Genomic DNA, 24,540 nt, shown 5'->3' on the forward strand with positions numbered 1-24,540 from the left:
TCACGAACCCTCCGCTCCAGGAGCCCGAGCAGGCGTGCCGCCTCGCTCCTGAACCGTTCGGACGCATAGGGTTGGGGGGTGCTCAAGCCGCGAAAGTGGCCGGCGGCGCCCATGGCCGGGCCTAGGCCGGCCACCTGCAGGAACAGCCAGCTAAGCGTCTGGGCCTTCGCGCGTGGCGTCGCGCCCAGGAGCCCGCCGAAGGTCTCGGCGAGGTGGAGCAGGATCGCGCCGGATTCGAAGACCGTGATCGGCGGCCCCCCGTCGCTGCTGTAGCAGCGGATGGCCGGGATCTTTGCGTTCGGATTGACCGCAGCAAACTCGGCCGAGCGCAGCTCCTCGCTCCCGAGCTTCAGTAACCGTACCACGTATGGCGCGCCGAGCTCCTCGAGGGCGATCGGGATCTTGATCCCGTTGGGGGTGTCGGCGGTGAACAACTCGATCATTGGGAGACCTTTCAGGGAAGCGTCAGAGGACGCGCATAAGGGTTTCAAGGCCGACTTCGCCGGCGCGCTCGGCGCTGAGCAGAGACGAGAGACGGTCGGGGCGCGGTCGCTGCGGCGCGATGCCACCGGCGCCGTTCGGATGGCGCGCTGGCGCCAGTGGCGGCGGGGCGGATGGGTGGGTGAAGGCGCGGAACATCATCGGGCGTCCCGCAGGATCTGGTCCGTCGCCCGGGCTATTCGCTCAAAGGCCGAGGCTGTGACGCCCAGGCGCGCTCCACGCTGCCGCTTGAGGTCGGCCGCGACCTGGTCGCTGTGCTTCAGCGCCAGGGCGTAGGCCAGAAGCGCAGTCGCACGCACCTCGAAGCTTCGCCCGACGATCGCGGCGTCGATCTCGGCGCCGCTGAGACCCGCGCGCTGCGCATGGTCCACTAGCTCGGCCAACGTGGCCATGCAGGCGGTGTCGCCGAGCAGCGCGAGCCGCAGCTGCGCCTCGAGGCGTGTTCGAAACCAGGTTCGCTGGGTCGCGTCGCTGACCGCGCGCGTCTCGCTCATGTCGATCTCCAGACCCCTCCAAATCGGGGTGTTCAGGAGTTAGGACGTAGCGCCGGCGTAGATAATCAGCGTCATGGACAATCCACTATTCCGAAAATCGGAACACTACCATCAATTCACAAACCGGTTCGCCCGTAGCCGGATAGCGGCGAAGTCCACGAAGGCGCGCACTTTCGCCGAGGCGTTCCGTCCCTCGGGATGGACGATGTGGATCGGCAGCGGCGCTTCCTCGAAGTCGTCCAGGGTGGTCTGCAGGGCCCCGCTCAGCAGGTCAGGTCCGATCTGATAAGACAGCACCCGCGTGAGGCCCCACCCGGACCGGGCCGCGCTGATCGCGCCCTCGTTGGAATTGCAGAACAGGGCCGGCGTGACGTGCGCAACGGTTCTGGAGTCGCGCCCGAAGCGCCAGTCCAGAGACGTCCAGGCGCTGGTCGCCGCGATAATCCGGTGGCTGGTCAGGTCCGACGGTTGGTCGGGGACGCCGTGTCGCTCGAAATAGCTGGGCGCCCCGCAGACGACCCGGCGAACCGAGCCGACCTTGACGGCGGTTTGGCTGGAGTCCGGAAGGTTTCCGATCCGGATCGCGACATCGATGCCTTCATCGACGAGGTTAATCACGCGATCCAGGAACAGGAGCCGCCCGGTGACCTCGGGATAGGCGTCGAGGAATTCGGTGACGATGGGAACGATGTATATCTGGCCGAAGAGCACCGACGCGGTGATCGTGATCACGCCGGTCGGTCTGGCGTAGGAGCCGGCTGCGGCGGCCTCGGCCTCTTCCATCGCGGCCAGGATCTGGCGGCAGTCGTCCACGTAGCGCTGGCCCACCTCGGTGAGCTTCACCAGCCGGGTGGTGCGGGTCAGGAGGCGCGCGCCGATCAGGTCCTCCAGCCCCGCTACCGCGCGGGTGACGGCCGGCGGGCTGAGGTTCAGCTGTCGGGCAGCCTCTGCGAACCCTCCGGTATCGGCGATCCGCACCAGCACGCGCATTGCGTGGAAGCGATCCATCCCACCTCCCAAATTTTATTCCGATTATCGGAATACTCACTTGATCACAGCGGAGGTTCTTGCGCCAAGCGTTCTGTCGCATCTCTGGGGGGCCGGGAACGCCGGCCAACCCCTGGAGCCCCTCCCGTGAAACTCTACTTCCACCCTATCTCCGGCCACGCCCACCGGGCCCGCCTCTTCCTGTCGCTCATCGGAGCCGACGTGGAGATTATCGACGTCGACCTGGCCAAGGGTCAGCACAAGTCGTCCGAGTACCTGGCCCTCAACCGCTTCGGCCAGGTTCCCCTGCTGGACGACGACGGCGTGATCGTGCCCGACTCCAACGCCATCATGATCTACGCGGCCAAGAAATTCGGACGGACCGACTGGCTGCCCGAGGACCCCGCCGCCGCCGCCGCGATCCAGCGCTGGCTCTCGGTGGCCGCCGGCCAGATCGCCTTCGGCCCCGCCGCCGCCCGCCTCGTCACCATCTTCAACGCCGGGTTCAATCCGGAAGAGGTGATCGGCCGCGCCCATGCCGTCCTGAAGGTGATCGAGGCTGAACTCGTCGGTCGCCAATGGATCACCGCCGACCATCCGACGATCGCCGACGTGGCGCTCTACAGCTACATCGCCCGCGCGCCCGAGGGGAACGTGGACGTTTCGGCCTACGTGAACGTCAAGGCCTGGCTGGGCCGCATCGAGGCGCTACCCGGCTTCGTGGAGTTCGGCGTAACCCCGGTCGGTCTAGCCGCCTGAGCCAAGAGGGGGCGCGTCCCCCTCGTACGCCCTCCCCACCGTACGTTGCCCCCACTCTCGAGGAGTCCGGCATGTCTGGCGAACCCAACACCACACCCTCGCCCTTCCATGAGGGCGAGGTGGCCCTGCAGCGAACGGTGGGGGTCGCCGAGCGCCTGGAGCAGTTCGGGCGGCGGGTTATCCGCGACCACATGCCGGACCAGCATCGCGCGTTCTATCGGCAGCTTCCCTTCATCGTCCTGGGGGCTGTCGATGGGGCCGGCGACGCCTGGGCGACCCTGGTCGCGGGATATCCCGGCTTCATGACCAGCCCTGACCCGCGCCGGCTGCGGTTCGCGACCGAGGCCGATCCAGCCGACCCTGCCACCCCCGGGCTCGGCGAAGGCGCGGCGGTCGGCCTGCTGGGCATCGAGCTGCACACGCGCAGGCGCAATCGCATGAACGGCCATGTCCGGCGCGACGGCGACGGCAACTTCGCCGTCGAGGTCGAGCATGCCTTTGGCAACTGCCCGCAGTACATCCACCTGCGCGACTACGAGTTCGTCCGCGCGCCCGGCAAGCCGGCGCCGGCGGACCTGACCGCGGCCACCGACCTGAACGATCCGCGCGTCCGAGAGTTGATCGATGGCGCCGACACGTTCTTCGTGGCGTCGTACGTCGAGGATGCCGAGGGGCGCCACGTCGATGCTTCGCATCGCGGCGGCAAGCCCGGTTTCGTCCGGATCAACGCCGACGGGTCGTTGACCATCCCGGACTTTGCCGGGAACCTGCACTTCAACACGCTGGGGAACTTCCTGCTGAACCCCCGCGCCGGCCTGCTCTTTCCGGACTTCCGGACGGGCGACCTGCTGCAGCTGACCGGCGACGCCGAAGTCGTCCTGGACTCGCCGGAGATCGGCGCGTTCCAGGGCGCTGAACGGCTCTGGGTGTTCCGCCCACGCAAGGTGATGCTGCGCAAGGCGGCGCTGCCGCTTCGCTTCGTGTCGCAGGCCGACGGCGACTCGCCCAACAACCTGATGACCGGCGACTGGGCGGAGGTCGCCGCGCGGCTGGAGGCCGAGGCGCTAAAGTCGCAATGGCGGCCGTTCCGGGTCGTCAGGATCGTCGACGAGAGCCGGGTCATCCGCTCGATCCATCTCGAACCGGCGGACGGCAAGGGCATCGTGGCGCACGCGGCGGGGCAACACCTGCCAATCCGGCTGCGGGTCGGCGATCAGGACGTCCCCGTCATCCGCACCTACACGATCTCGACGGCGCCGTCCGACGGCCACTACCGGCTCAGCGTCAAGCGCCAGGGTCTGGTCTCGACCCACCTGCACGAGACCCTGAAGCTGGGCGATATCATCGAGGCCCGGGCGCCAGCCGGTCACTTCACGATCGACCCGCTGGAACCCCGTCCGGCGGTGCTGCTGGCGGCGGGCGTGGGGATCACGCCAATCCTGGCCATGCTGCGGACCATCGTGTTCGAAGGCCTGCGCAAGCGGCGGGTCCGGCCCACATATGTGTTTGTCGCGTTCCGGTCGCGGGCCGAGCGCGCATTCGATGCGGAAATCGCCGAACTGCAGGGGCGCGCCGACGGCGCGGTAAAGGTGGTGCGCATCCTCGCGGACACGGCCGACGCCCTGCTCGAGGACTATGACGCCCAGGGCCGGCTCGACATCGCGGCGCTGCGCAGCGTCCTGCCGCTGGACGGCTACGACTTCTACCTCTGTGGCCCGCCGGCCTTCATGCAGGGGCTGTACGACCAGCTGCGCGACATCGGCACGCCGGATTCGCGAATCCATGCCGAAGCGTTCGGCCCCGCGTCGCTGAAGCGGAGCGTCGAGGCACCCGCGATCAACCCCGGACCACCGCCCGCGACGCAGCCTATCCCCGTCGCCTTCCTTGCCTCGGGAAAGGAAGCCCGGTGGTCGCCTGAAGCCGGATCGCTGCTCGAGCTGGCCGAGGCACGGGGCCTCATGCCCGAGTTCAGCTGTCGGGGCGGCAATTGCGGCACCTGCGCGGTCCGCGTGCTGAGCGGCGCCGTCGCCTACCCGGAGACGCCCCGGGCCCCGATCCCCGACGGCAGCGCGCTGATTTGCTGCGCCGTCCCGGCTGACCCGTCAGCAACAGGCAGCGATCGCCTGCTGCTTGATCTTTAGCCGCGCGGCGCGCCGCCCGTCCCCAGACCTCAACGTTCAGGAGCTCCAAATGTCACGTCAACCGTTGCCACCATTCTCCCTCGACACCGCCCGCGAGAAGGTGAGGCTGGCCGAAGATGGCTGGAACAGCCGCGACCCGGCCCGGGTGGCGCTCGCCTATACGGAAGACACCGTCTGGCGAAACAGGGCCGAGTTTCCAAAGGGGCGTCCCGAGGTCGAAGCGTTTCTCACCCGCAAATGGGCAAAGGAGCTCGACTACCGCCTGATCAAGGAGCTCTGGGCCTTCGCGGAGAACCGCATCGCGGTTCGATACGCCTACGAATATCACTATGACAGTGGCAACTGGTTCCGCGCCTACGGCAACGAGAACTGGGAGTTCGCCGCCGACGGGCTGATGCATCATCGTCTTGCCAGCATCAACGAGCATCCTATCGTCGAGGGGGACCGCAAGTTCTGCTGGAAGCTGGGGCGTCGGCCGGATGATTATCCCGGGTTGAGCGACCTGGGCTTGTAAGGGGGGTAGCTGTGGCGCGCCCTCGTCCGCCGCACGTCGGCCGCCAGATGTTGGTTGGCTTTACCGGAGTGGGACCTCGGCTCGACTGCCTCCAGTCCTTGCAGTCGAACACAGAGGCTGAGTTGGCTTACCCAGATCTGGCGGGGCGCAGGGATGAGGTCCGCTTCGGGTTGTTTCCCGCCGCTGAATTCCGGCCCGGAACCGGACGTTCGATCAACTGCCACGCCACCGGGTCGCGGGGGCTCAAGTGTCAGATCTTGACCCCTAGAAGGGAATGTCCTGACCGTCCCAGGCCAGGAAATGACCGGTTTGCTCCGGCGTCAGGGCCTCGATCACAGACAGCAGGCGTTCGGCGGCGAAGGCAGGGGTGAACAGCCTCTCCGGCAACAACCCCTTCTGGAACGGGGCCGACAGTCGCGTATCTACCGTTCCGGGGTGCAGGGTCACGCAGATCGCGTCCTTGCGGCGGGCGGCCAATTCGATGGCGGCGGTCCGCACCAGCTGGTTGGCGGCGGCCTTGGCGGCGCGATAGCCATACCAGCCGCCCAGCCTGTTGTCCGAGATCGAGCCCACGCGGGCGGTCAGCACCGCCAGCACAGCCTTGCCCTGCCGTGGCAGTAGCGGCGCGAAGTGCTTCAGCACCAGCGCCGGGCCAATGGCGTTGATCTGGAAGGACCGCGCCAGTCGGACCGGATCGAGATCGGCCAGCCGTTTTTCGGGGGTGAGGTCCGCGTCCTGCAGCAGGCCGGTCGCGACGATCACCAGCCGGGGTGCGTCGACTGTGAGGGCGGCTGTGGCGATGGACGCCTCGTCGGTGAGGTCCAGCGGCACCGGGCCGTGGCGTGAGAACCTGTGCACCTGGGTCACGCGGGGGTCCAGGGCCAGCCGTTCGCAAAGCGCAGCACCTATCCCGCCGGTCGCACCGACGACCACGGCTTCGAACCGTTCGGGAAAACGGTTCACCGGCAGGGCGTCACGCTGGGGCTCAGGGTCACCTCGATTCGGACTAACACGGCTAAAGCCGCCCTTCGTCAACCGCCTTCGCCAGCTCGGCATTGACGCGGGTCTGCCAGCCCTTCCCTGTGTCGCGCAAATGCTCCACCACTTTTGCGTCGAGCCGGATTTTCACCTCGATTTTCGGCGTTTCCAATCGCGGCCGACCAGGTCGCCGCGCCCGGGCCATAAACGCTTCGCCCATTACCTCGGCGGCCGGCCGGGCACGGGAAAAGAACCCATCGTCCAGCTCGGGCAGGTCGTCGTCAATCCGTTCAGGATCGGGCTTGCTCATAGCGGTGGACCTCCCTTGCATTGGCCTTTCGAAAGCTGATCACGCGCAACGTTTCACCGCGCATGGTGTACGCGACGACATGCAACCGGTCGTCCATCAAACCCACCGCCACGAAACGCGTTTCGCCATAGACTCCGCGGACATCGGGAGCGACGATGGCCGTGTCGAAGTCAAAGCCAGCCACGAGTTCGAAAGCCAGCCCGCGTTCACGAACGTTCCTTGCGCTTTTGTCCGGATCGAACTCAATTTCCATTCAAGATTTATGTACACCCGAAAATCACCAGTGTGCAACAGGACGTCTCTCGTTTCAGGTCCCACGAACCAGCCTGTTTCTTGCTTTCTCCCGAGGTCTGAAAGGCCAGTTCAGATCCACCATGGTCGCGGCAAGCGGGCCCCGCGCCAGGCCTCGTCTGCAGTCAGGTAAATGTCCTGCGGCAGGTCTCCGCAATCGAACGTGATCCCGAACCAGTCTCGATGGACACTATCCAGCTGGGCGTCGACCCTGCGCCAGCGATCACGCATCCAGACTTCGCAGATCCAGTGATCTTCCCAGGGGGCCTCACCGAAGTAGGAGGCAAATCCGCATCGGACCCGCGCCGGAACCGCCTGACTACGCATTATCGCGCATAGCAAAAGCGCAAAGTCGCGGCAGGTCCCGATCAAACGAGCGGCTGCGGGCCGAGAATCGAGCACCGGGCTGATCAACCGGATGTCCAGGTCTTCCAGGCGCGCTTCTACAGTGAGGGTCTCACGGCTCGTCTCTATTGATTCCGTCAAACCATACAGTTCCAGCGCCCCACCATGGATCAGCAGCCCCTGAACCGTCTCGACGGCAGCCCCAATCGAAGGGCCATGAGCGATGAGTTCGGCTGCGAACCGGCCGGGTCGGGTAAACGGTGTGTGCTCTCGCCAACGCTTCACCGCAGTGTTCCCAGAGCACGTTCACCGGTAGCCACGCGCTACCCCCACCGATCCCGATCCAAATGGTCCTGCGCCGAGGGCTCCACCCACCTGGCGCCGTCCGGGCCGTATTCCTTTTTCCAGAACGGGGCCCTCGATTTCAGGTAGTCCATCAGGAAGTCGCAGGCTTCGAAGGCCGCGCGGCGGTGGCCGGCGGCGGTGGCGACGAAGACGATGGGCTCGCCGGGTGCGATCTGGCCTACCCGGTGCAGGATGGTCAGGTCGTGGAGGCTCCATCGCGCGTGGGCTTCAGTCGCGATCCTGCTGATCTCGGCCTCGGTAAAGCCCGGGTAGGCTTCCAGTTCCAGGATGGCCGTCGATCCCGCCTCGGCGCGCGCGATACCGGTGAAGGTGGCGATGGCGCCGGTTTCGGTACGGCCTTTCGAGAACGCGGTCAGCAGGGCTCCGGGATCGAAAGGGGCTTCGGTAAGTTGGATCATGGAGCGCTCTTTCTCTCCTCCCCCGTCGTAGGAGGGGGACCGCGCGAAGCGAGGTGGAGGGGGCGTGCCGGATCCCCTACGCTTGAGGATCTGACGCGATCTACACTCCAGGAGCCACAGCTCATCTTACGGTTTCGTTGCACCGCTGTGCGACGGCGGCTCCCTCCACCGCGTTCTGCGGTCCCCCTCCCCCGACGGGGGAGGAGAAAGGTCGGACCGGGGCGATTGATCGTCATCCGCCGCTCATCGGCGGCAGGAAGGCGACTTCGCTACGTGGCCCCAGGGCGACGTCGTCGCGCACGATGGCCTGGTCCACAGCCACCTGCACGCCCGGCCCGACCAGCGCCGCGCCAAAGTCGGCGTCTTCGGCGGTGAGCGCGCTGCGAAGATCGGACAGCGTCGTGGCCTCGATCTCCCGCTCCCGCCACCCGGCGAGATCGCGGAACCGTCCAAACAGCAGCACACGCGCCATCTCAGCCGCCGGTGGTGGACATGTGCCGCGCCACGGCGGGCTGTCTGCGGGCGATCTCGAAGTCGTGGCCTCGGGGCTTCCCGGCAATGCCCTGACGGATGGCCTGAACAAGATCGGCGTCGCTCCCGCCGGCCCGCAGCACGGCGCGCAGGTCGGTGGCGTCATCCTGGCCCAGGCAGGTGTGCAGCGTGCCCGTGCAGGTCAGTCGCACCCGGTTGCAGGTCTCGCAGAAATTATGGCTGAGCGGGGTGATCAGGCCCAGACGGCCCCCCGTCTCCCTGATTCGCACATAGCGCGCCGGACCGCCGGTCGAGAGCGGCAGATCCTCAAGGGTCCAGAAACTCTCCAGCTCGCGCCGGACGTCCGCCAACGACAGATATTGATCCGTCCGGTCCGCCTCGATCTCGCCCATGGGCATGGTCTCGATCAGGGTGAGGTCGTGACCCTCGCCGTGCGCCCAACGGATCAGCTCAGGGATCTCGGCGGCGTTGTCGTCCTTGAGCGCCACGGCATTTATCTTGATCGCCAGGCCCGCCGCCCTTGCTGCGGCTATCCCGTCCAGCACCTTGGCCAGCTGGCCGCCCCGGGTCAGCGTACGGAACAGGTCAGGCTTGAGCGTATCCAGCGACACATTGATCCGGCGCACGCCCGCCTCGACCAGCCGGCCGGCGAACTCGGCCAGACGGGTGCCGTTGGTGGTGAGGGTGAGTTCATCCAGCGCGCCGGATTTCAGATGACGACCCAGTCCGGCCACCAGATCCATCATGCCCTTGCGCACCAGCGGCTCGCCGCCGGTCAAACGCAGCTTCCTTGTGCCCAGCCCGATGAAGGCGCTGGCGATCCGGTCCAGTTCCTCAAGGCTCAGCACCTCGGACTTGGGCAGGAACACCATATGCTCGGCCATGCAGTAGACGCAGCGCAGGTCGCAGCGATCGGTGACCGACAGCCGCAAATAGGACACGGTGCGGCCCAGACCGTCGATCAGGGGTGGCGCTTGCGGCGCGGCGATGTCGTCGTACGGCGTCATTCGAACGACAAGATAGGGGAAGCGGGCGCTTGGCGACAGAGCCAGACTTAAACGACGGGTTCCATGCGGTGGTTCTGGCGGCCGGCTCGGCTACGCGGTTCGGCGGCCGTAAGCTTTTGGCGGACTGGAACGGTGCGCCCTTGCTGCACGCCGCCCTGGAGATCGCACGGGCCGCGCCGGTAGATTCCCTGACCGTGATCACCGGTGCAGACGCAGTCGAGGTCGCCGCCTGTGTACAGGCGTTTGATGCCTCGATCCGGCAGGTCCACGCTGCGGGATTCGCCGAGGGGATGGCCGCCTCGCTCCGGGCCGGGATCGCCAGCCTGCCGAAAGACGCCAGGGGCGCCTTCGTGTTTCTGGGTGACATGCCGCGCGTGCCATCAAGCATACTGCCGCTGATGTCCGAGGCGGTGCGCCTCGGAGCCGCCGCCGCCGCGCCGGTGTTTCTGGGACGGCGTGGAAACCCGGTCGTACTTGGCCGCGGTCTCTTTCCGGCTGTTGCTGTGCTGGAAGGCGACTCCGGCGCCCGCAGCCTGCTTCAGACGCTGGGCGCGCGACTGGCGTTGATCGAAAGTCCCGACGACGGCGTCCTTTTCGATGTGGATAGGCCGGAGGATCTGCCGGGAAGGTCGCCTGGACCTTGATCTTGAGACGGGCTACGGGCGCGAGAACCACACACCTCAAGAACCCGTGTTCGCTGATTTGACCTGTCCGATGGGTGAGGTGGCGCTCGAGATTGCCTCAGCCGGTCTGCCGCGCCATGCTGTCTGAAAGTGTTAGAACCGGAGAGCCCATGGACGACGACATTCTTGTGTCCGAGATGCTGGGGGATGGCCTGGAACGGTTGACCCTCAATCGTCCGAACCGTCTCAACGCGCTGAACCAGCCGATGGCCGAGGCGTTGCTCGCGCATTTCGAATCCCGGCGGCGCGACGAGGACACCCGCGTCATCGTGATCCGCGGCGCGGGGCGGGCCTTTTCCTCGGGCGCCGATCTGAAGGCCATGGGTCAGCCCGACGCCCTGCGTGACGGCCCCAGGGGCGACTGGGTGTTGCGTGATCTGATGAAGGCCATGCGCGCCTGCCCGCAGCCACTGATCGCCCTGGTCAAGGGCCCGGCCGCCGGCGGTGGGCTGACCCTGGCTCTGGCCTGTGACGTGATCGTCGCTGGAGAAAGTGCGGCCTTCCACTCGGCCTTCATCAATATTGGTCTGTCCGGCGCGGAACTGGGGGTGAGTTGGCGCCTGCAGCGCACCATCGGGGTTTCCCGTGCGCGCGAGATGCTGCTGACGGGCCGGCCCATCAACGCCGTTGACGCACTTCGCCTGGGGCTGGTGTCGGCCACCGTGCCCGATGACGATCTTGACGCCCATGGTCTCGCGCTGGCCGCTGACATGCTGAAGGCGCGGCCTGATGCGCTGCGTCTGTCGAAGCGGAGCTTCGACGCCACACTTGACGCTGTCAGCCTCGACACCGCCATGGAGATCGAGGAGCGCGCCCAGATGCTGATGATTGCGCGCCGCGGGGCCGGCTGACGTCGGACACAAGCCCTCGCGTTCCTCGCGGGTTGCGAAGGTCAGGCGCCGAAGATCCAGTTTCCGGTGAGCGTGGTCAGCGAAACGCCAACCAGAACCATCTGGCCGCCGCCGGTCATGTTGATGACCGTGTCTTCGCCCACCTGGCTCGTGGTGAACTGGGTCCCGGGCCCAAGCTGCACCCGGTCGCCCGCGCTCAGGTTGAAGTCCAGGACCCGGTCGATCCCGGCGTCACCGAAGGTGTGAAAGATATCGGCGCCGCTACCGCCGGCCATGGTGTCGTCGCCCTTGTCGCCAGAAACGAAGTCGGCGCCGTCGCCGCCGGAGACCACGTCATTGTCCTGACCTCCGCGGATCGTATCGTTGCCCGCGCCACCGTCGCAGGTGTCGTTTCCGAGGTTGCCGTAGACCAGATTCTGTCCCGCGCCGCCGGACAGGCTGTCATTGTCCTTGCCGCCGACAGCCCAGGAATCGCCTGTTCCGGCGACAACGGTATCATTGCCCATGTTGCCGTTGATGTCGTTGAAGCCGGAGCCACCCATCAACAGATCGTCGCCCTCGTCGCCGCGCAGATAGTTCGAAACCCCGCTGTCGTCCGTGATCGTGTCATTGCCGAGACCGCCGAAGATCCGATCATCGCCGGCGCCGCCCTCGAGGCTGTCATCGCCGGATCCGCCGAACAGATTGTCGGCGCCGCCATTGCCGCGCAGGGTGTTGGCGAAGGCGTTGCCGATCATCAGGTCACCGCCGCTTCCCCCGCTGGCGGATTCGATGCGGGCGCCGTTGGCGATCACGTAGCCGCCCGGCTCCCGACGGTCGCCCTGCAGGAGCGATGAAAAGAAACCACCCGCAGAGCGCACGGGGTCGATGATCTCGGACCTTGTGAAGGCCGACAGCCCCGCGAAGATAGAAGAGTTCAACACCACGTCGCCGATCACGTCGGCGAGGTCACCGATCAGGGCCGTCGTCAGCAGCGTGGCGGCGTTCAGGTTCAGCAGCGCTGCGGTGGTTCCGCCGTAGGATAGGGTGTCGGTCCCGGAGGTATCCCAGATGCAGATGTAGCCCCCGCCATTCTGCATGGTCCCGTCCGAACCGTCGTCATCAAGGACAAAGCGGCTCAGCGAGTAACGGGTATCGCTGACATTGTTGGCGGCGGCGCCATAGTTGGCCTGAAGAACGGCGACATCCAGGGCCATGGGGGTGAGCGGCAAACCGCCGCCGACGTCGAAATCCCCCAGCGTGAACCAGTCGCTGGCCATGATCGTGTACTGGCTGAAATCGAGCTCGGGCGGGGTGCCGGTCGGGTGGCGAAGGCCAAGCGTGTGGCCGAGTTCGTGCAGAACAATCCAGATCTGCTGCTGATCTGAATAGGTCTCCCAGGTACCGACATTGAAGGCCAGAATTGGCGTGTTGCCTGGACGTGCCGCGATGCCCGCCGTGTTGGGCGAGTCGGGACGCGAAAAGTCACTGACGAAGTAGTTTGCGTCCGCCGCATTGGTCAGTTCAAACGTGATGTTAGCGAAGCTGTGCAATATCTCAAATGAGCGACCCACCAGGCTCCACATGGAGTTGGTCAGGCCGATACCCTGGGTGACGTAGATCGTCGGCAGGGCGGCCGAAAAGGCGGATACCTCAGCCGGATTGTCTGGGTCGACCCGGTTGTAGCCGATGGTTCCGGTCCAGCGGAAACCCGTGTCTATGGTGTCGAGAAGGGCGTTGCCGGTCGCCCGGGATGATGTGAAAGCGGCGGGCATACTCGACCTCAGGTGGCCGGCGCCGGCGACGCCGCTTTTCCAACCTTGCCGTGAACTTCGTTATCCCGCAAGCCAGGAGCGCATAGCGCGGAAAGATATCCGCGACGGAAATACTGGCGTGATGAATCGGCGCGAGGTTAGCCTGCAACAAAGCCAAGTCGCCAGGAAACGTGCCCAAATGTCCAGATTCATCCGCAATCCATTCAAGACCCGGGCGGCGCAGATGCTGCTCGCCCTGGCGGTGCTCGGTCTGGCGCAGGGGCCGGCGGCGGCCCGGACCGTTGACCCGAAGGCCTCCTCCATCGTTCGGGCCGACCCGGTGGCGCTGGGATTTGATCCGGCCAGGCTGGATGTGGCGCGCCAGGCGCTGGCGGCCGACGTGGCGTCGGGCAAGATCGCCGGCGCCTATCTGTTGGTGGGGCGGCGCGGCAAGGTGGCTTTCGAGCAGGGTTTCGGCGTTCAGGGCCCCGGCCAGACCACCCCGGTGAGCAACGAGACGATCTTCCGGGTGTTTTCCATGACCAAGCCGATCGTTTCGGTGACGGCCATGACCCTGGTGGAACAGGGCAAGCTGAGCGTGGACGATCCGGTTTCAAAGTATCTGCCGGAGTATGCGTCGCTGATGGTCTGGCAGGCTGACGGTACGCGCGTGCCGGCCGCGACGCCGATGCTTGTGCGGCATCTGATGAGCCACACCTCGGGTCTGATCTATGGGTTCATCCAGCCGAATGCGCCGATCTCGAAGGCGTGGGCGGCGGGTGGCGAGAACCGCAACGACCTGACGGCGCGCGAGTACGCCAGGCTGCTGGCGGGGCTGCCACTCAAGAGCGAGCCCGGCGCGGCCTTCAACTATTCACATTCCACCGACGTGCTGGGCGCAGTGGTCGAAGTGGCCGGCGGCAAACCGCTGGACGTGCTGGTCAGGGAACGGGTGACCGGGCCGCTGGGGATGACCGACACCCTGTTCTGGCAACCGGAAGCCGGGCGGGCGCGATTTGCCGAGCCGAAGAACAACCAGCCAGGCGTCTATTTTGACTACGCCAGACCCACGCCCTACCTGTCGGGCGGTGGCGGGATGTCGTCGACCACGGAGGACTATCTGCGCTTCGTGCTGATGCTGGCCGGTAACGGTGAGTACAAGGGCGTGCGCATCCTGAAACCTGCGACCCTCTTGCGGATGCGCCAGGATGAGACCACGCCGGAGATCCGCCGTGCAGGCCTGTTCTTCCCCGGCCCCGGCATGGGGTTTGGGCTGGGTTTCAGCCTGGTGCAGGACGAGAAGGTACAGCGGCCGGGGGCGGGCACGTTTTCCTGGTGGGGCATTGCGGGGACCGAGTTCTGGGTCGACCCCAAGAACGAGGTGTTCATGGTGTTCATGGTCCAAGCCCGCGAATTTGCGCAGGAATACCAGCGCAAGAACCGCGCGTGGATCTATGACGCCCTGGTGAAGTAGGCTGTTCGACCATTCGGGAGACCGCTCATGACCCTGCCCGCGCTGGACGGCTGGTACGCCTACATGGCGTCACACGACAAGACCGCGCTCTGGGACCTGCTGGACCCGGACGCGGTGTTCGAAAGCCCGGTGGTGCATACCCCGCAGCGGGGCCGTGAGATCGCGTTCAAGTATCTGAGTGGCGCTGACCAGGTACTGGGCGGGCCGGAGTTTCGCTACACCGGCGAATGGCGGAATGCCGGCGGCGCCATCCTGGAGTTCGAGACCGAGGTCGAGGGTATCCGGATCAACGGTATCGATATGCTGGCCTTCAGCGACGACGGCCAGCGGATCGTGAACTTCAAGGTGATGATCCGACCGTTGAAGGCGATCAACCTTCTGCACCGCCTGATGGGCGAACAACTGGCCAAGGCCTGAGCGTGAAACTCGCACCTCTGACCTGTCACCCGAATACGCCCTCGATCATCACGGCTGTCGAGGTCGAGATGGGGCGCCCCCAGCCGGCGGTGCTGGCCTTGCGATACAGGGTGACCGATCCGAAGCGCGCGCTGGTGATCCCGCCGGCTGCGGTCGGTGAACGCCGGGACGATCTCTGGAAACGCACCTGTTTCGAGGCCTTTATCTGCATTCCAGGCGGTGAGGCCTACTACGAGTTGAACCTGTCGCCCTCAGCCCATTGGGCGGCTTACCGGTTCGATAGCTTCCGCGCCGGCATGGCCGACGCAGATGGGATCATCTCGCCGCGGCTGGATTGGCTGAAGGCGGACAATGGCTTTGAACTCAGAACACTGACCGACCTGTCGGGCATGGCGGGATTACCGCTCGATGCGCCCTGGCGGATCGGCCTCACCGCAGTGATCGAGGATGGCCCGGACCAGCTATCCTATTGGGCCCTGACCCACCCGCCCGGCGTGCAGGACTTCCACAATGCCGAAGGCTGGACCGCCGAAGTCTGACTCGACCTATTTCCGCATCGAGCTGTCGCCACGGCGGGCCTGGCTGTTCAGCAGTTTGAGCATGTGCTGGGCGTCGTCTTCCGACAGGGTGGTCTGGGCGACGCCGCCGGCCAGGGCGGGCTTTCCGGTCCAGATCTCAACCACGGTCCACCCTGCTGCGTCGGGGCGAAGGGCGAAGCGATCTTTCTTGCGTTCGTCAGGCATGGCCGCAACTTGCCCGATCCAGTGGGAGCTTTCAAAGCAGCAAACTCTATTTGAGCAAAAAGAGGGTGGTGCTACGGGGCCGATCTTCTGGAAGAGTAGAGGGCAAAGCGACAAGGGAGCAGACGAATGAGCCTACCCGACTATGCGGACCATGACGGCCTGGGCCTGGCCAGCCTGGTGGCCAGGGGTGAGGTTTCTCCGGTCGAACTGGTGGAGGCGGCCATCGAGAGAATCGAGCGCCACAACGGCGTGCTGAATGCGGTGGTGCACAAGGCCTATGACGAGGCCCGCGCCACGGCCGCTGGCGATCTCCCCAATGGGCCGTTCAAGGGCGTGCCGTTCCTGATCAAGGATCTGGGGGCCCAGGTCAAAGGCTGGCCACGCACCTCGGGCAGCCGGTTCGCCCGGGTGGCTGCGGATGCTGACGACAGCGAGCTGGTGCGGCGCTATCGACAGTCCGGTGTGGTGTTGCTTGGCAAGAGCAATACGCCGGAGTTCGGTATCCCGGGCGTGACCAATTCAGACCAGCTCGGCGCCTGCGGTAATCCCTGGAACCCGGAGCATATCAGCGGCGGTTCGTCCGGTGGCGCGGCCTCGGCGACGGCAGCGGGGATTGTGCCGCTGGCGCACGCCAGCGACGGCCTCGGTTCGATCCGTATCCCGGCGGCGTGCTGTGGTCTGGTGGGCATGAAGATCACGCGGGACCGCACGCCGATCTGCGAGGTTTCGGACGGCGCCCTCGGGTTCTCGGTGCACCATGTGGTGAGCCGCACGGTGCGCGACAGCGCTGCGATGCTTGACGCCACGGGCTATGTGCAGTCGGGCGACCCCTTCCAGGCGCCGGCGAAGGATGGCCCCTATCTCGACGAGGTGTCGCGCAGTCCGGGCAAGCTGCGGATCGCCTGGTCCGCGGAAACCCCCAGCGGGCGGCCGATCCCCGATGAGATGATGGGCGCGTTGCTGAAGACGGTGGAGGCGCTGAAGGCGCTGGGTCATGAGGTGTTCGAGCGGGGGCTCGGCATCGACTACCGACTGCTGTTCAAGGCCCAGGGACTGGCCAGCGCATCCAACTTCTCGGCCAATGTGCGCCGCTGGGTGGAGGCGCTGGGCCGCGAGCCGGGGGATGACGAACTGGGCCCGCTGGCCCGCCGCGGATATGAGGCCGGCAAACGGGTAACCGGCCAGCAGGCGTTCTGGGGCTTTCAGCAGCTGCGCCTGATGAACCGCCAGATGCTGGCGGCCTGGGATCACTTCGACGTTTATCTGACCCCGGTGATGAGCACCCCGGCGCCCCGGCTGGACTGGTTGAATCCGCTGATGGACGACACCAAGGAGTTCGACAAGCGCCAGGCCGCCACCTACGCCACCACCCCGCCCGCCAATTTCATTGGGCAACCCTCGATGTCGCTGCCGCTCTGGCAGTCTGGGAACGGCCTGCCGATCGGCATGATGTTCACCGGCCGGTTCGCCGATGAAGCCACGCTCTACCGACTGGCCGGACAACTGGAAAAGGAACTGCCCTGGAAGGACCGCCGTCCGCCGATCTGGAACTAGGCAGGCCGAATCGGTCGGCGCGGCCAAGGCCACCTGTTCGGTCGGTGGACCTCTTGCGGTCCGGGGCGCTATCGTCGCGGACGCCCGAAAGAGGCGAGGGGGAATCACGATGCGCAGCTTTGATGCCGATCCGTCGGTAACGGTCGAAGACAGCCGGGGCCAGAGGGTGCACCGTCGCGCCCTGGAACAGTCCGCACGGATGGTGCGGCGGCTATACGATGTGGCGCCCGGGGTCTGGACGCTGGTGGGCAACGGCCTGTCAAACCAGACCTTTATCGAAGGCCCTGAGGGTGTGATCGCCATCGATACCGGCGAGAGCAACGAGGAGATGGCCTCGGCGCTGGCCGAGCTTCGGACCCGTACCCAGGCGCCGATGGTGGCGGTGATGTACACGCACTTCCACTATGTGAACGGCACGCGCGCGATCTTCGCCGAGGCCGGCCGTGACCTGCCCGTCTATGGCCACGAACGCATTCCCCTGAACCTGGCCCGTGTCTCCACCGAGATCGCTCCGGCCTATTCCAGCGGTCTGATTCATCAGTTCGGCTTGCGGTTGCCGGCCGAGGGGCCGGACGGCGTGGTCAACATGGGGCTGGGTCTGGTGTTCCGCGATCCGTCCCACGCACCGTTCACGCCAGGTCATGTGACGCCTACCGCGACGTTCCGGGGCGGTGAAACACTGACGATCGCCGGTCTTATGGTCGAGGTCGCCCACGCCCCGTCGGACGCCGACGATTCCGTGACCTTCTGGTTTCCGGCGCTCGGGGTCTGCGTGCAGAACATCGTCTGGCCCACACTGTTCAACATCTTCGCCATCCGCGGGGAGGAGTATCGAGACCCGCAGGTGTTGTTGCCGGGCATCGACCATGTGCTCAGCCTGGAGGCCGAGCATCTGCTAGGCGCACATGGACCGCCGCTGTCCGGGAAGGCCGAGATCAAGGCGCGGACTACGCGCTATCGCGACTCCATCCAGTTCCTCTGGGACCAGACAGTACGCGGCATGAACAAGGGCCAGACCACCGATCATCTGGCCCATTCCATCGTGCTTCCGCCGGCGTGCGACGACGACTACCTGACGACGGAATTCTACGGCGTGGCCGAGCACCATGTCCGCCAGATCGCCGCTGGCGTTCGCGGCTGGTTTGACGGCGATCCGGGGGGACTGTTCAAGGTCGAGCCGACGGAGCGCGCCGGGCGGATGGTCGCGGGCTTTGGCGGTGCGGAGACCGTGCGTAATCTGGTCGATGAAGCCCGGACTGCAAACGACCTGCGATGGGCGCTGGAGTTGTCCAGCTGGCTGGCCGCGCGAGCCGGGGCGACGGCCGGGGACCGGCAGCTTCTGGCCGATGTGCTGCGGGACATCGCCAGTCGAACCACTGCGGCCAATATCCGCAACTGGTGTCTGACCAGGGCCCGCGATATCGACGGGTCGACTGACCTTTCGCGCCTGCGGGAGCACCGGTTCCGCGCTGGTCAACTGGCCCGGCTGACGCCCCGCGAAGCGCTCAACCTGATCCGGGTAACCCTGGACCCGGCTCCCGCGGCGGGTCTTGATCACCATATCGGCTTCCATTTCAGCGACGCGCCGGCGGCGGGTCTGCATATCCGTAACAGCGTGTCTGTGGCCACAGACGGTGTCGGCGCGACCTCAACCTTGTCCATGTCCTACAGCGACCTGACGAGTGTCATCTCCGGGGCATCAACCCTCGCGGAGGCCCTGGCGGCGGGCGCAGCGACTATTGACGGGGACGCCGCGGCGGTACGCGCCGCGCTGGCCTGCTTCGAAATCTCCGGCTTCAGGGCTTAGCGGCGGCGACCGTCTGCGCCGACGTTCGCCAATCCGAAGCGACGGCGGCGTAGAGCCGGATCATGTCGAGGTCATACTGACCCTGAGAGCGGGCGACGGTCTGCCGTGCCCGGTTCACCAGCTGCTGCACCTCAACCACCTGGCGCAGGCTCGCACCGCCCAGATCATAGGCTGCGTGTGCGGTGCGTAACTTGCCTTCTTCGGCTGCCAGCGAACGGCGATCCGCCTCCAGTTCCGCGTGGTCGGAACTCGCGGCGGAGAGTGCGTCGCTGACCTGCACGAACGCTCTGAGGACGGTCGACTGATATCGCGCCAGAGCGACCCGCGCCTCCGCCTCGGCTGCGCGCTGGCGGGCCTTTAGCGTTCCGCCGTTGAACACCGGCGCCGACAGGCCGGAGAACAGGTTCCAGCCACTGCCGCTGTAGCCGAACAGCCCCTCGGGTGTGGTCGCCGTCTGGGTCAGAGTCGCGGTCAGGCGGATGTCCGGGTAGCGGTTGGCCTGGGCGATTCCTATCGCGGCAGTGGCGGCGTGCAGTTCCGCTTCAGCGGCGAGGATATCGGGTCGAGTACGGACAAGGGCTGATGGAAGGGCGACGGGAACGTCGGCGACGGCCTGCGCAGGATCCAGGGCGAAGTCCGGTGGCGTCCATTCTGCGGGGGCGCGTCCGACGAGCAGCGCCAGCTGATGGCGCGCGGAGGCCAGGTCTTTCTGCAGGCGAGGCAACGACGCCTCGCTGTCAGTCAATTGCCGGTAGATCAGCACCAGATCGGAGAGGGGGACGCCGCCCTCCGCCTGGGCCGCCCTGACCATCTCGAAGATCCGGCGGTCGTCGGCGATGACGGCCTCGATCGCGGTGATCTGGGCCCGAAGCGCGGCGATGGTCATGGCCTGACGCGCGACGTTGGCCGTCAGCGTCAACCGGGCGGCGTCGGCCTCATGGCGCGCCACCTCCACCATGGCCCGGGCCTGCTCTGTCGCCCGCCGGCGGGCGCCGAACAGATCGAGGTCGTAGTTCACGTTCCCACCGACCGAAAGCAGCCCGATCGTCGGTGGCGTGAAGCCGGAGAAGCCGAACAGCTTGGAGTTAATCCGGGTCTTCCTGGCGCTGGCATTGAGGTCAGCTTGCAGCCGCTGTTGGCCTCGGGCGGAATCCGCCTCGGCCTGGGCGCGTTCCAGGGCGGCATTGGCTTCGGCCAGGCCTTGGTTGTTGGCCAGCGCCAACTGCATGACCTCGTCCAGCCCCGCCAGGCCAAGGGCCCGCCACCAGGGGCCGTTGGGTGAGGCGACCGGATCGAGGCGCACGCCAGGCGGCGTGGCGTCCCCCTTCATGGCGTATCCAACGGCAGCGGCGCCTTGCGGCGGGGCGGGCGTCTCGAAATTCGGGCCAGCGGTCGTGCAGGCGCCTGTTGCAAGCGCCAGGGCGATCACCCACGTCGCGCGAGATTGAAGCTCAGGGCGCCCGGGCATCAGCGGCCTTCTGCGGCTGGGCGCGAATGTCCACCTTCACCGTGGCCGAGAGGCCTGCGGCGAGGTCGCGGGTGGGGGTGTCCAGTTCGATCCGAACCGGCAGGCGCTGTGTGACCTTGACCCAGTTCCCGGTGGCGTTCTGGGCGGGAAGTGCGGAGAAGGCCGCACCGGTGCCGGGTGAGAAACTGGCGACATGACCTCGTAACCCGGCGTCGGGGCGAGCGTCCACGTTGATCTCTACGGGTTGGCCGACCTTCATTCCGGCCAACTGGTCTTCCTTGAAGTTGGCCTCGATCCAGGGTTTTCCAGACAGCAGCCAGAATGCGGTCTGAGAGGCGTTGAGATAGGTTCCGACAGGCATCTGCTGAACCCGGGCCACCACACCGTCAGCCGGAGCGGTAACCGTGGCGTCGGATACTGACAGTTCCGCCCTGTCAAGCTGGGCCCGGGCCTGCATCACCGCCGGCGCGGCGTCGGTAGCCAGGTTTGGGTCCCCGCCGAGGCCTGCCAACGCCTGGGCGGCAGCCTGCTGGGCCGCAGCCAGTTGTCCGCGCGCCAGCGTCGCTGTGTGAACGGCCTGATCCACCTGGAGCTGGGAGATGACCCCCACCCTGAACAGCTTGCGCAAGCGTTCTGCCTCTCGCTGGGAGAAGGCCAAAGTCTCGCGCGCGGCTTCGACGTTGGCGGCCTGGACCCGGTAGGCGGCGCGCAAGGTGTCCACCTGCATCCGTGCGCCGGCCAGTTGCGCGGCGGCGGCCTGAGCGGCGGCCTGATGATCGCGGACATCCAGCCGGAACAGGACCTGGCCGCGCTTCACGACCTGGTTCTCCGTCACATAGATCTCGGTCACCCGTCCGCTGATCGAGGGCGCGACCGGCGCCTTGGCGATCTGGACATAGGCGTCGTCGGTTGTCTGGTAGCGACCGCTCAGCATGAAGTAGGCGATGACGCCGCCGAGAATCAGCACCGGTCCGGCGATGATCAGCGGCCATCGCCAACGGCGTCGGCGAGGCGGCTCTGTGGGATTTGTAGCGGTCATGATCCGGCCTCTTCGTCCGGTGTTTCGATCTTCATCTCAGCAAGGCGCACACGTACCCGCTCCAGGCTGGTCTGTAGCAATCCCAGCTCGTGCTCGGACAGATCGCGGAAACAATCGGCCTGCAATTCATCGGACGTTGCGAACATCACCGGGATCAGTTCGCGCGACAGCGGCGTCAGATGCACGCGCCATTTTCGGCGATCCGACGGGTCGGCCCGTCGCTCCACGTGACCGCTTTTCTCCAGCCGGTCGACCGTCTCGCCCAACGCGACCCTGCTGATTTCGAGACGCTCCGCCAGCGCCGCCTGGGTCAGACCGTCCTGACGCGACAGATAGGCCAGTGCCCGCCAGGTCGCCGTCGTCAGCCCCAGCTTGCGCATCCGCACATCGAAGTGGGCCCTGAGCAGGCGCGTGACCTCTGCAAGACCGAAACCGATCTCGTAGCGGGCGTTCGACCCTTCCCGCAGCACAGCTGTCGGCGCGTCCATATCGATCCGTTTTTCAACTAGACGTCATCGCCTTTGAATGTAATGGACCTTATCGTCAAGTGCCTTCCTAGAGAGGCCGTTTCAGGGTCGAGACCGGTTCGTGGCCACCGCGAAGGACATCAAGAACCGGATTCCCATCACCGGCGCCCTGATGCTGGCGACCTTGATGAACACGCTCGACTCCACCATCGCCAACGTCGCCTTGCCGCACATCCAGGGCAGTGTCTCGGCGGCGCAGGACCAGATCACCTGGGTGCTGACCTCCTACATCATCGCCACGGCGATCATGACCCCGCTGTCCGGCTGGCTTTCGCAGCGGATCGGGCGGAAAAAGATGTTTCTGTACTCGGTCGCCGGCTTCACCCTGGCCTCCGTGCTGTGTGGCACGGCGACCAGTCTGCCTGAGATCGTGATCTATCGCCTGCTGCAGGGCATCGCGGGCGCCTCGCTGATTCCGCTGTCACAGGCGACCATGCTGGATCTCTACCCCCAGCACATGATCCCCCGGGTTATGAGCCTGTGGAGTGCGGCGATAATTCTCGGGCCAGTGATCGGCCCCAGCCTGGGGGGCTGGCTGACCGAGACCCTGAGCTGGCGCTGGGTTTTCTACATCAATGTGCCGATCGGCATCCTGGCGTTCCTCGGCATCCAGACCTACATGGACACGGATGAGGGCGGGCGACAGCGGCCCTTCGACTTTCTGGGTTTCGGGGCGCTCACCCTGTTTGTCGGCAGCTTCCAGCTGATGCTGGATCGGGGGCCAGGCCAGGACTGGCTGGAGTCCCGGGAGATCATTCTCACCGCCGCGATCACGGCCGCAGGCCTCTATGTCTTTGTCGCCCAAAGCTTGACGTCGAAGAACCCCTTTTTCCATCGAGATCTGGCGCGAGACGCCAACTTCGTGGGCTCGGCGGTGTTTGGCTTCTTCATAGGCATCCTGCTGTTCTCTACCACCGCATTGCTGCCGCTCCTGATGCAGAACCTGATGGGTTACTCCGCGCTGCAGAGCGGTTGGGCCAGCATGCCGCGCGGCCTGGGTTCGCTGATCGCCTTCCTGGCCGTGCCGTTTCTGGTCTCGCGGTTCGGCGCCAGGCAGGTGCTGGTCGTAGGCGTCCTCGTTTCGGCCTATTCGCTTTGGGATATGAGCCACTTCGACCTTAGCATGACGGCTACGCCGATCATGGTCACCGGCTTTGTCCAGGGCCTGGGCACCGGCCTTATGTTCGCCCCGTTGAGCGCGCTGGGCTACGCCACCCTGAGCCCGGTTCACCGCACCGAGGGCACCATCATCGCCACCATGGCCCGGACCCTGGGCTCGAGCGTCGGCATCTCGGTGGTCCAGGCCCTGCTGATCAACAACAGCGCACTCGCCCACGCCCGTATCACCGAGCGGGTGGCGATCGGCGATCCCGTTCTGGCCGCCGCCCTGCCGCCCGCCTACAGCCCGGCGACGACGGAAGGCCTGCAGATCCTGAACGCCGAGGTAACCCGGCAGGGCGCCATGGTAGGCTACGACAATCTCTTCAGCTGGATGGCGGTGGCCGCGCTGATCCTGCTGCCGATGATCTTTGTGATGCGGGCGACCCCGGCAGCCCCCAGCCGCGCCGAGCCGCCGGCCGACTGACCAACGAAGGACCCATGACCGCAACGACCACCCACGCCATGCCCCTCACCGCCGTCTCCCCCGGACGGTGGACGACGATCGCCGCGCCGGAATGGAACAATCCCGGCGGGGGGCTTTGGGGCGGTTACGCCATCGGCCTGTTCATCCGGGTGCTGGAGGCCGAGCCCGATGCGGTGGGCGAGGCGCTGTCGCTGACCCTGACCTATGCCGCCGGCCTGCCCGCGGGCCCGCTCGACATCCGTACCCGGCGCCTGAGACAGGGCGGGTCCATCGGCGTGTGGGAGGTAGAACTGCTGGCGTCCGGCTCGGACCAGGTGGGGGTGCATGGCATCGTCACCCTGGCCAGGCGACCAGAGACCCCGGCCTTCGCCTTCGCCAGGATGCCCGAGGCGCCGGACCCCGACAGCTTGCCCAGCCCGATCATGCCCGGCGCCTCTCAACACTATGGTGCATCCGCCTTCGAACGTCGGACACTGGAGGAGTTTCCGCCGCAAGCCAGCGGCGATTCCTACACGCTGGCCTGGGTGCGTTCGCGCAACGGTCCGATGGACAAGGCGCGACTGGGGATGGTCACTGACAATTCCGCGCCGCGCGCCATGTATGCGCTGGGCCGCACGATCATGACCACCACACTGACCCTGACCGCCTATCTGCACGCCACCTCCGAGGAACTGGCCGCAGTCGGCGAGGACTTCATCCTGGTGGAGTGCGAAGGCAGGGTCGGCGGTGGGGGCGCCTCGGACGAGCGCTCTAGCTACTGGAGCCGCGACGGCAGGCTGCTGGCCACCAGTGAGCAATTGGCCTGGTACCGACCGCTGACGCGGAGCCCATCCGAATAGGCGCGGGATCAGACCCGTAAACCGCCGTACAGATACAACAACACCAGAACGACGAGGATCAGGCCGAGCACCCCGCCCAGGCCAGGCATGCCATAGCTGCGGTGCGCATAGTATCCGCCGCCGCCGCCGAACAGCACAACCAGAATGATGATAATCAGGATGAGAGACACGGGCCACCTGCCGGGATCGCCCCGCACAAGCGCCGGAGCCAGACCTTAACCCGAGAGGGCGCGGAGT

At 66.2% G+C, this 24,540-nt stretch carries 29 protein-coding genes; 12 read left to right on the forward strand and 17 right to left on the reverse strand.

Translation table 11 applies throughout. From position 1 onward, the window contains the following. The 4 genes from ACIQ3B_RS03460 to ACIQ3B_RS03475 all read right to left on the reverse strand — a co-directional run. A partial coding sequence (locus ACIQ3B_RS03460) for a glutathione S-transferase N-terminal domain-containing protein (protein ID WP_397399927.1) occupies window positions 1–443 on the reverse strand: 443 nt, incomplete at its 3' end. A 22-nt stretch (window positions 444–465) separates the two neighbouring features. Continuing rightward, window positions 466–642: a hypothetical protein gene (locus tag ACIQ3B_RS03465; RefSeq protein ID WP_397399928.1), complete on the reverse strand. Its 177-nt coding sequence runs from the start codon at window positions 640–642 to the stop codon at window positions 466–468. Next, complete coding sequence (locus ACIQ3B_RS03470) at window positions 639–995, reverse strand: hypothetical protein (protein WP_397399929.1); 357 nt, start codon at window positions 993–995, stop codon at window positions 639–641. Before ACIQ3B_RS03470 ends, ACIQ3B_RS03465 begins: the two co-directional genes overlap by 4 nt. Window positions 996–1,106: 111 nt before the next feature. Next, window positions 1,107–2,003, reverse strand: coding sequence for a LysR family transcriptional regulator (locus ACIQ3B_RS03475; protein WP_397399930.1), 897 nt, complete (start codon window positions 2,001–2,003; stop codon window positions 1,107–1,109). A gap of 126 nt (window positions 2,004–2,129) precedes the next feature. Here ACIQ3B_RS03475 and ACIQ3B_RS03480 point away from each other — a divergent pair, with 126 nt between their 5' ends. From ACIQ3B_RS03480 to ACIQ3B_RS03490, 3 genes are all read left to right on the forward strand, one after another. Further along, the gene (locus ACIQ3B_RS03480) at window positions 2,130–2,741 is read left to right on the forward strand and encodes a glutathione S-transferase family protein (protein ID WP_397399931.1); all 612 of its coding nucleotides are present in this window, start codon (window positions 2,130–2,132) and stop codon (window positions 2,739–2,741) included. A gap of 71 nt (window positions 2,742–2,812) precedes the next feature. After that, on the forward strand, window positions 2,813–4,882 hold the full coding sequence (locus tag ACIQ3B_RS03485; protein WP_397399932.1) for a pyridoxamine 5'-phosphate oxidase family protein: 2,070 nt from the start codon (window positions 2,813–2,815) through the stop codon (window positions 4,880–4,882). Between the two features lie 49 nt (window positions 4,883–4,931). Then, entirely contained in the window at window positions 4,932–5,396 is a 465-nt protein-coding gene (locus tag ACIQ3B_RS03490; protein ID WP_397399933.1) for a DUF1348 family protein, read from the forward strand. Window positions 5,397–5,660: 264 nt separating this feature from the next. On the opposite strand, the gene ACIQ3B_RS03495 is transcribed toward ACIQ3B_RS03490, so the two are convergent. The 7 genes from ACIQ3B_RS03495 to moaA form a co-directional block, all read right to left on the reverse strand. Beyond that, complete coding sequence (locus tag ACIQ3B_RS03495) at window positions 5,661–6,359, reverse strand: SDR family NAD(P)-dependent oxidoreductase (protein ID WP_397399934.1); 699 nt, start codon at window positions 6,357–6,359, stop codon at window positions 5,661–5,663. Window positions 6,360–6,411: 52 nt separating this feature from the next. Then, the gene (locus ACIQ3B_RS03500; RefSeq protein WP_397399935.1) at window positions 6,412–6,684 is read right to left on the reverse strand and encodes a BrnA antitoxin family protein; all 273 of its coding nucleotides are present in this window, start codon (window positions 6,682–6,684) and stop codon (window positions 6,412–6,414) included. After that, window positions 6,665–6,937 (reverse strand): BrnT family toxin, encoded by a 273-nt coding sequence (locus ACIQ3B_RS03505; RefSeq protein WP_397399936.1) that lies wholly within the window; start codon window positions 6,935–6,937, stop codon window positions 6,665–6,667. The genes ACIQ3B_RS03500 and ACIQ3B_RS03505 overlap by 20 nt, the downstream gene beginning before the upstream one ends. A gap of 110 nt (window positions 6,938–7,047) precedes the next feature. Then, a complete protein-coding gene (locus ACIQ3B_RS03510; RefSeq protein ID WP_397399937.1) occupies window positions 7,048–7,605 on the reverse strand; it encodes a transglutaminase domain-containing protein in 558 nt (185 codons plus the stop codon). 38 nt (window positions 7,606–7,643) lie between these two features. Then, a complete protein-coding gene (locus ACIQ3B_RS03515; protein ID WP_397399938.1) occupies window positions 7,644–8,084 on the reverse strand; it encodes a molybdenum cofactor biosynthesis protein MoaE in 441 nt (146 codons plus the stop codon). 232 nt (window positions 8,085–8,316) lie between these two features. Beyond that, the gene (locus ACIQ3B_RS03520; protein WP_397399939.1) at window positions 8,317–8,556 is read right to left on the reverse strand and encodes a MoaD/ThiS family protein; all 240 of its coding nucleotides are present in this window, start codon (window positions 8,554–8,556) and stop codon (window positions 8,317–8,319) included. Between the two features lies 1 nt (window position 8,557). After that, window positions 8,558–9,583, reverse strand: a complete 1,026-nt coding sequence (gene moaA / locus ACIQ3B_RS03525; protein ID WP_397399940.1) for a GTP 3',8-cyclase MoaA — start codon at window positions 9,581–9,583, stop codon at window positions 8,558–8,560. Window positions 9,584–9,612: 29 nt separating this feature from the next. Between moaA and ACIQ3B_RS03530 the strand changes: the two genes are divergently transcribed. Together ACIQ3B_RS03530 and ACIQ3B_RS03535 are read left to right on the forward strand one after the other, a co-directional pair. Then, a complete protein-coding gene (locus ACIQ3B_RS03530) occupies window positions 9,613–10,227 on the forward strand; it encodes an NTP transferase domain-containing protein (protein WP_397399941.1) in 615 nt (204 codons plus the stop codon). A gap of 149 nt (window positions 10,228–10,376) precedes the next feature. Further along, entirely contained in the window at window positions 10,377–11,117 is a 741-nt protein-coding gene (locus tag ACIQ3B_RS03535; protein WP_397399942.1) for an enoyl-CoA hydratase/isomerase family protein, read from the forward strand. 41 nt (window positions 11,118–11,158) lie between these two features. Here ACIQ3B_RS03535 and ACIQ3B_RS03540 read toward each other — a convergent pair whose 3' ends face one another. After that, on the reverse strand, window positions 11,159–12,871 hold the full coding sequence (locus ACIQ3B_RS03540) for a hypothetical protein (protein ID WP_397399943.1): 1,713 nt from the start codon (window positions 12,869–12,871) through the stop codon (window positions 11,159–11,161). Between the two features lie 178 nt (window positions 12,872–13,049). Between ACIQ3B_RS03540 and ACIQ3B_RS03545 the strand changes: the two genes are divergently transcribed. From ACIQ3B_RS03545 to ACIQ3B_RS03555, 3 genes are read left to right on the forward strand one after another with little or no spacing between them, the layout of a single operon-like run. After that, a complete protein-coding gene (locus ACIQ3B_RS03545; protein WP_397399944.1) occupies window positions 13,050–14,324 on the forward strand; it encodes a serine hydrolase domain-containing protein in 1,275 nt (424 codons plus the stop codon). A 27-nt stretch (window positions 14,325–14,351) separates the two neighbouring features. Further along, window positions 14,352–14,741 (forward strand): nuclear transport factor 2 family protein, encoded by a 390-nt coding sequence (locus ACIQ3B_RS03550; protein WP_397399945.1) that lies wholly within the window; start codon window positions 14,352–14,354, stop codon window positions 14,739–14,741. 2 nt (window positions 14,742–14,743) lie between these two features. Then, window positions 14,744–15,280 carry a DOMON-like domain-containing protein gene (locus ACIQ3B_RS03555; RefSeq protein WP_397399946.1) on the forward strand — a complete coding sequence of 179 codons (537 nt, stop codon included), beginning with the start codon at window positions 14,744–14,746 and terminating at the stop codon, window positions 15,278–15,280. 6 nt (window positions 15,281–15,286) lie between these two features. Here the strand turns inward: ACIQ3B_RS03555 and ACIQ3B_RS03560 are convergent, their stop codons facing one another. Next, on the reverse strand, window positions 15,287–15,484 hold the full coding sequence (locus ACIQ3B_RS03560; protein ID WP_397399947.1) for a hypothetical protein: 198 nt from the start codon (window positions 15,482–15,484) through the stop codon (window positions 15,287–15,289). A gap of 126 nt (window positions 15,485–15,610) precedes the next feature. Here ACIQ3B_RS03560 and ACIQ3B_RS03565 point away from each other — a divergent pair, with 126 nt between their 5' ends. Next, window positions 15,611–17,038, forward strand: a complete 1,428-nt coding sequence (locus ACIQ3B_RS03565; RefSeq protein ID WP_397399948.1) for an amidase — start codon at window positions 15,611–15,613, stop codon at window positions 17,036–17,038. A gap of 109 nt (window positions 17,039–17,147) precedes the next feature. Beyond that, window positions 17,148–18,845: an alkyl sulfatase dimerization domain-containing protein gene (locus ACIQ3B_RS03570; protein ID WP_397399949.1), complete on the forward strand. Its 1,698-nt coding sequence runs from the start codon at window positions 17,148–17,150 to the stop codon at window positions 18,843–18,845. Here the strand turns inward: ACIQ3B_RS03570 and ACIQ3B_RS03575 are convergent. Genes ACIQ3B_RS03575 through ACIQ3B_RS03585 form a run of 3 tightly spaced genes read right to left on the reverse strand, consistent with a single transcriptional unit; the run spans window position 18,835 to window position 21,840 of the window. Then, on the reverse strand, window positions 18,835–20,313 hold the full coding sequence (locus ACIQ3B_RS03575) for an efflux transporter outer membrane subunit (protein WP_397399950.1): 1,479 nt from the start codon (window positions 20,311–20,313) through the stop codon (window positions 18,835–18,837). The two genes, ACIQ3B_RS03570 and ACIQ3B_RS03575, sit on opposite strands and share 11 nt — an antisense overlap. Continuing rightward, complete coding sequence (locus ACIQ3B_RS03580; protein WP_397399951.1) at window positions 20,297–21,352, reverse strand: biotin/lipoyl-binding protein; 1,056 nt, start codon at window positions 21,350–21,352, stop codon at window positions 20,297–20,299. The genes ACIQ3B_RS03575 and ACIQ3B_RS03580 overlap by 17 nt, the downstream gene beginning before the upstream one ends. Beyond that, window positions 21,349–21,840: a MarR family winged helix-turn-helix transcriptional regulator gene (locus tag ACIQ3B_RS03585; RefSeq protein WP_397399952.1), complete on the reverse strand. Its 492-nt coding sequence runs from the start codon at window positions 21,838–21,840 to the stop codon at window positions 21,349–21,351. The genes ACIQ3B_RS03580 and ACIQ3B_RS03585 overlap by 4 nt, the downstream gene beginning before the upstream one ends. A 100-nt stretch (window positions 21,841–21,940) precedes the next feature. On the opposite strand from ACIQ3B_RS03585, the gene ACIQ3B_RS03590 reads away from it, so the two are divergent. Together ACIQ3B_RS03590 and ACIQ3B_RS03595 are read left to right on the forward strand one after the other, a co-directional pair. After that, the gene (locus ACIQ3B_RS03590) at window positions 21,941–23,464 is read left to right on the forward strand and encodes a DHA2 family efflux MFS transporter permease subunit (RefSeq protein ID WP_397399953.1); all 1,524 of its coding nucleotides are present in this window, start codon (window positions 21,941–21,943) and stop codon (window positions 23,462–23,464) included. Between the two features lie 14 nt (window positions 23,465–23,478). Then, the gene (locus tag ACIQ3B_RS03595; protein ID WP_397399954.1) at window positions 23,479–24,303 is read left to right on the forward strand and encodes a thioesterase family protein; all 825 of its coding nucleotides are present in this window, start codon (window positions 23,479–23,481) and stop codon (window positions 24,301–24,303) included. 8 nt (window positions 24,304–24,311) lie between these two features. Here ACIQ3B_RS03595 and ACIQ3B_RS03600 read toward each other — a convergent pair whose 3' ends face one another. Further along, window positions 24,312–24,473: a DUF3309 domain-containing protein gene (locus ACIQ3B_RS03600; RefSeq protein WP_397399955.1), complete on the reverse strand. Its 162-nt coding sequence runs from the start codon at window positions 24,471–24,473 to the stop codon at window positions 24,312–24,314. Window positions 24,474–24,540 lie beyond the last annotated feature (67 nt).

This window comes from Phenylobacterium sp. (genome assembly GCF_044358365.1).
GTDB lineage: Bacteria > Pseudomonadota > Alphaproteobacteria > Caulobacterales > Caulobacteraceae > Phenylobacterium.

What these genes read in the sequence shown, in the direction of transcription:
- ACIQ3B_RS03465 (WP_397399928.1), bottom strand. Translation starts at nt 642, where the DNA reads ATGATGTTCCGCGCCTTCACCCACCCATCCGCCCCGCCGCCACTGGCG.
- ACIQ3B_RS03470 (WP_397399929.1), bottom strand. Translation starts at nt 995, where the DNA reads ATGAGCGAGACGCGCGCGGTCAGCGACGCGACCCAGCGAACCTGGTTT.
- ACIQ3B_RS03475 (WP_397399930.1), bottom strand. Translation starts at nt 2,003, where the DNA reads ATGGATCGCTTCCACGCAATGCGCGTGCTGGTGCGGATCGCCGATACC.
- ACIQ3B_RS03485 (WP_397399932.1), top strand. Translation starts at nt 2,813, where the DNA reads ATGTCTGGCGAACCCAACACCACACCCTCGCCCTTCCATGAGGGCGAG.
- ACIQ3B_RS03490 (WP_397399933.1), top strand. Translation starts at nt 4,932, where the DNA reads ATGTCACGTCAACCGTTGCCACCATTCTCCCTCGACACCGCCCGCGAG.
- ACIQ3B_RS03500 (WP_397399935.1), bottom strand. Translation starts at nt 6,684, where the DNA reads ATGAGCAAGCCCGATCCTGAACGGATTGACGACGACCTGCCCGAGCTG.
- ACIQ3B_RS03505 (WP_397399936.1), bottom strand. Translation starts at nt 6,937, where the DNA reads ATGGAAATTGAGTTCGATCCGGACAAAAGCGCAAGGAACGTTCGTGAA.
- ACIQ3B_RS03515 (WP_397399938.1), bottom strand. Translation starts at nt 8,084, where the DNA reads ATGATCCAACTTACCGAAGCCCCTTTCGATCCCGGAGCCCTGCTGACC.
- ACIQ3B_RS03520 (WP_397399939.1), bottom strand. Translation starts at nt 8,556, where the DNA reads ATGGCGCGTGTGCTGCTGTTTGGACGGTTCCGCGATCTCGCCGGGTGG.
- moaA (WP_397399940.1), bottom strand. Translation starts at nt 9,583, where the DNA reads ATGACGCCGTACGACGACATCGCCGCGCCGCAAGCGCCACCCCTGATC.
- ACIQ3B_RS03535 (WP_397399942.1), top strand. Translation starts at nt 10,377, where the DNA reads ATGGACGACGACATTCTTGTGTCCGAGATGCTGGGGGATGGCCTGGAA.
- ACIQ3B_RS03540 (WP_397399943.1), bottom strand. Translation starts at nt 12,871, where the DNA reads ATGCCCGCCGCTTTCACATCATCCCGGGCGACCGGCAACGCCCTTCTC.
- ACIQ3B_RS03545 (WP_397399944.1), top strand. Translation starts at nt 13,050, where the DNA reads ATGTCCAGATTCATCCGCAATCCATTCAAGACCCGGGCGGCGCAGATG.
- ACIQ3B_RS03550 (WP_397399945.1), top strand. Translation starts at nt 14,352, where the DNA reads ATGACCCTGCCCGCGCTGGACGGCTGGTACGCCTACATGGCGTCACAC.
- ACIQ3B_RS03560 (WP_397399947.1), bottom strand. Translation starts at nt 15,484, where the DNA reads ATGCCTGACGAACGCAAGAAAGATCGCTTCGCCCTTCGCCCCGACGCA.
- ACIQ3B_RS03565 (WP_397399948.1), top strand. Translation starts at nt 15,611, where the DNA reads ATGAGCCTACCCGACTATGCGGACCATGACGGCCTGGGCCTGGCCAGC.
- ACIQ3B_RS03570 (WP_397399949.1), top strand. Translation starts at nt 17,148, where the DNA reads ATGCGCAGCTTTGATGCCGATCCGTCGGTAACGGTCGAAGACAGCCGG.
- ACIQ3B_RS03575 (WP_397399950.1), bottom strand. Translation starts at nt 20,313, where the DNA reads ATGCCCGGGCGCCCTGAGCTTCAATCTCGCGCGACGTGGGTGATCGCC.
- ACIQ3B_RS03580 (WP_397399951.1), bottom strand. Translation starts at nt 21,352, where the DNA reads ATGACCGCTACAAATCCCACAGAGCCGCCTCGCCGACGCCGTTGGCGA.
- ACIQ3B_RS03585 (WP_397399952.1), bottom strand. Translation starts at nt 21,840, where the DNA reads ATGGACGCGCCGACAGCTGTGCTGCGGGAAGGGTCGAACGCCCGCTAC.
- ACIQ3B_RS03595 (WP_397399954.1), top strand. Translation starts at nt 23,479, where the DNA reads ATGACCGCAACGACCACCCACGCCATGCCCCTCACCGCCGTCTCCCCC.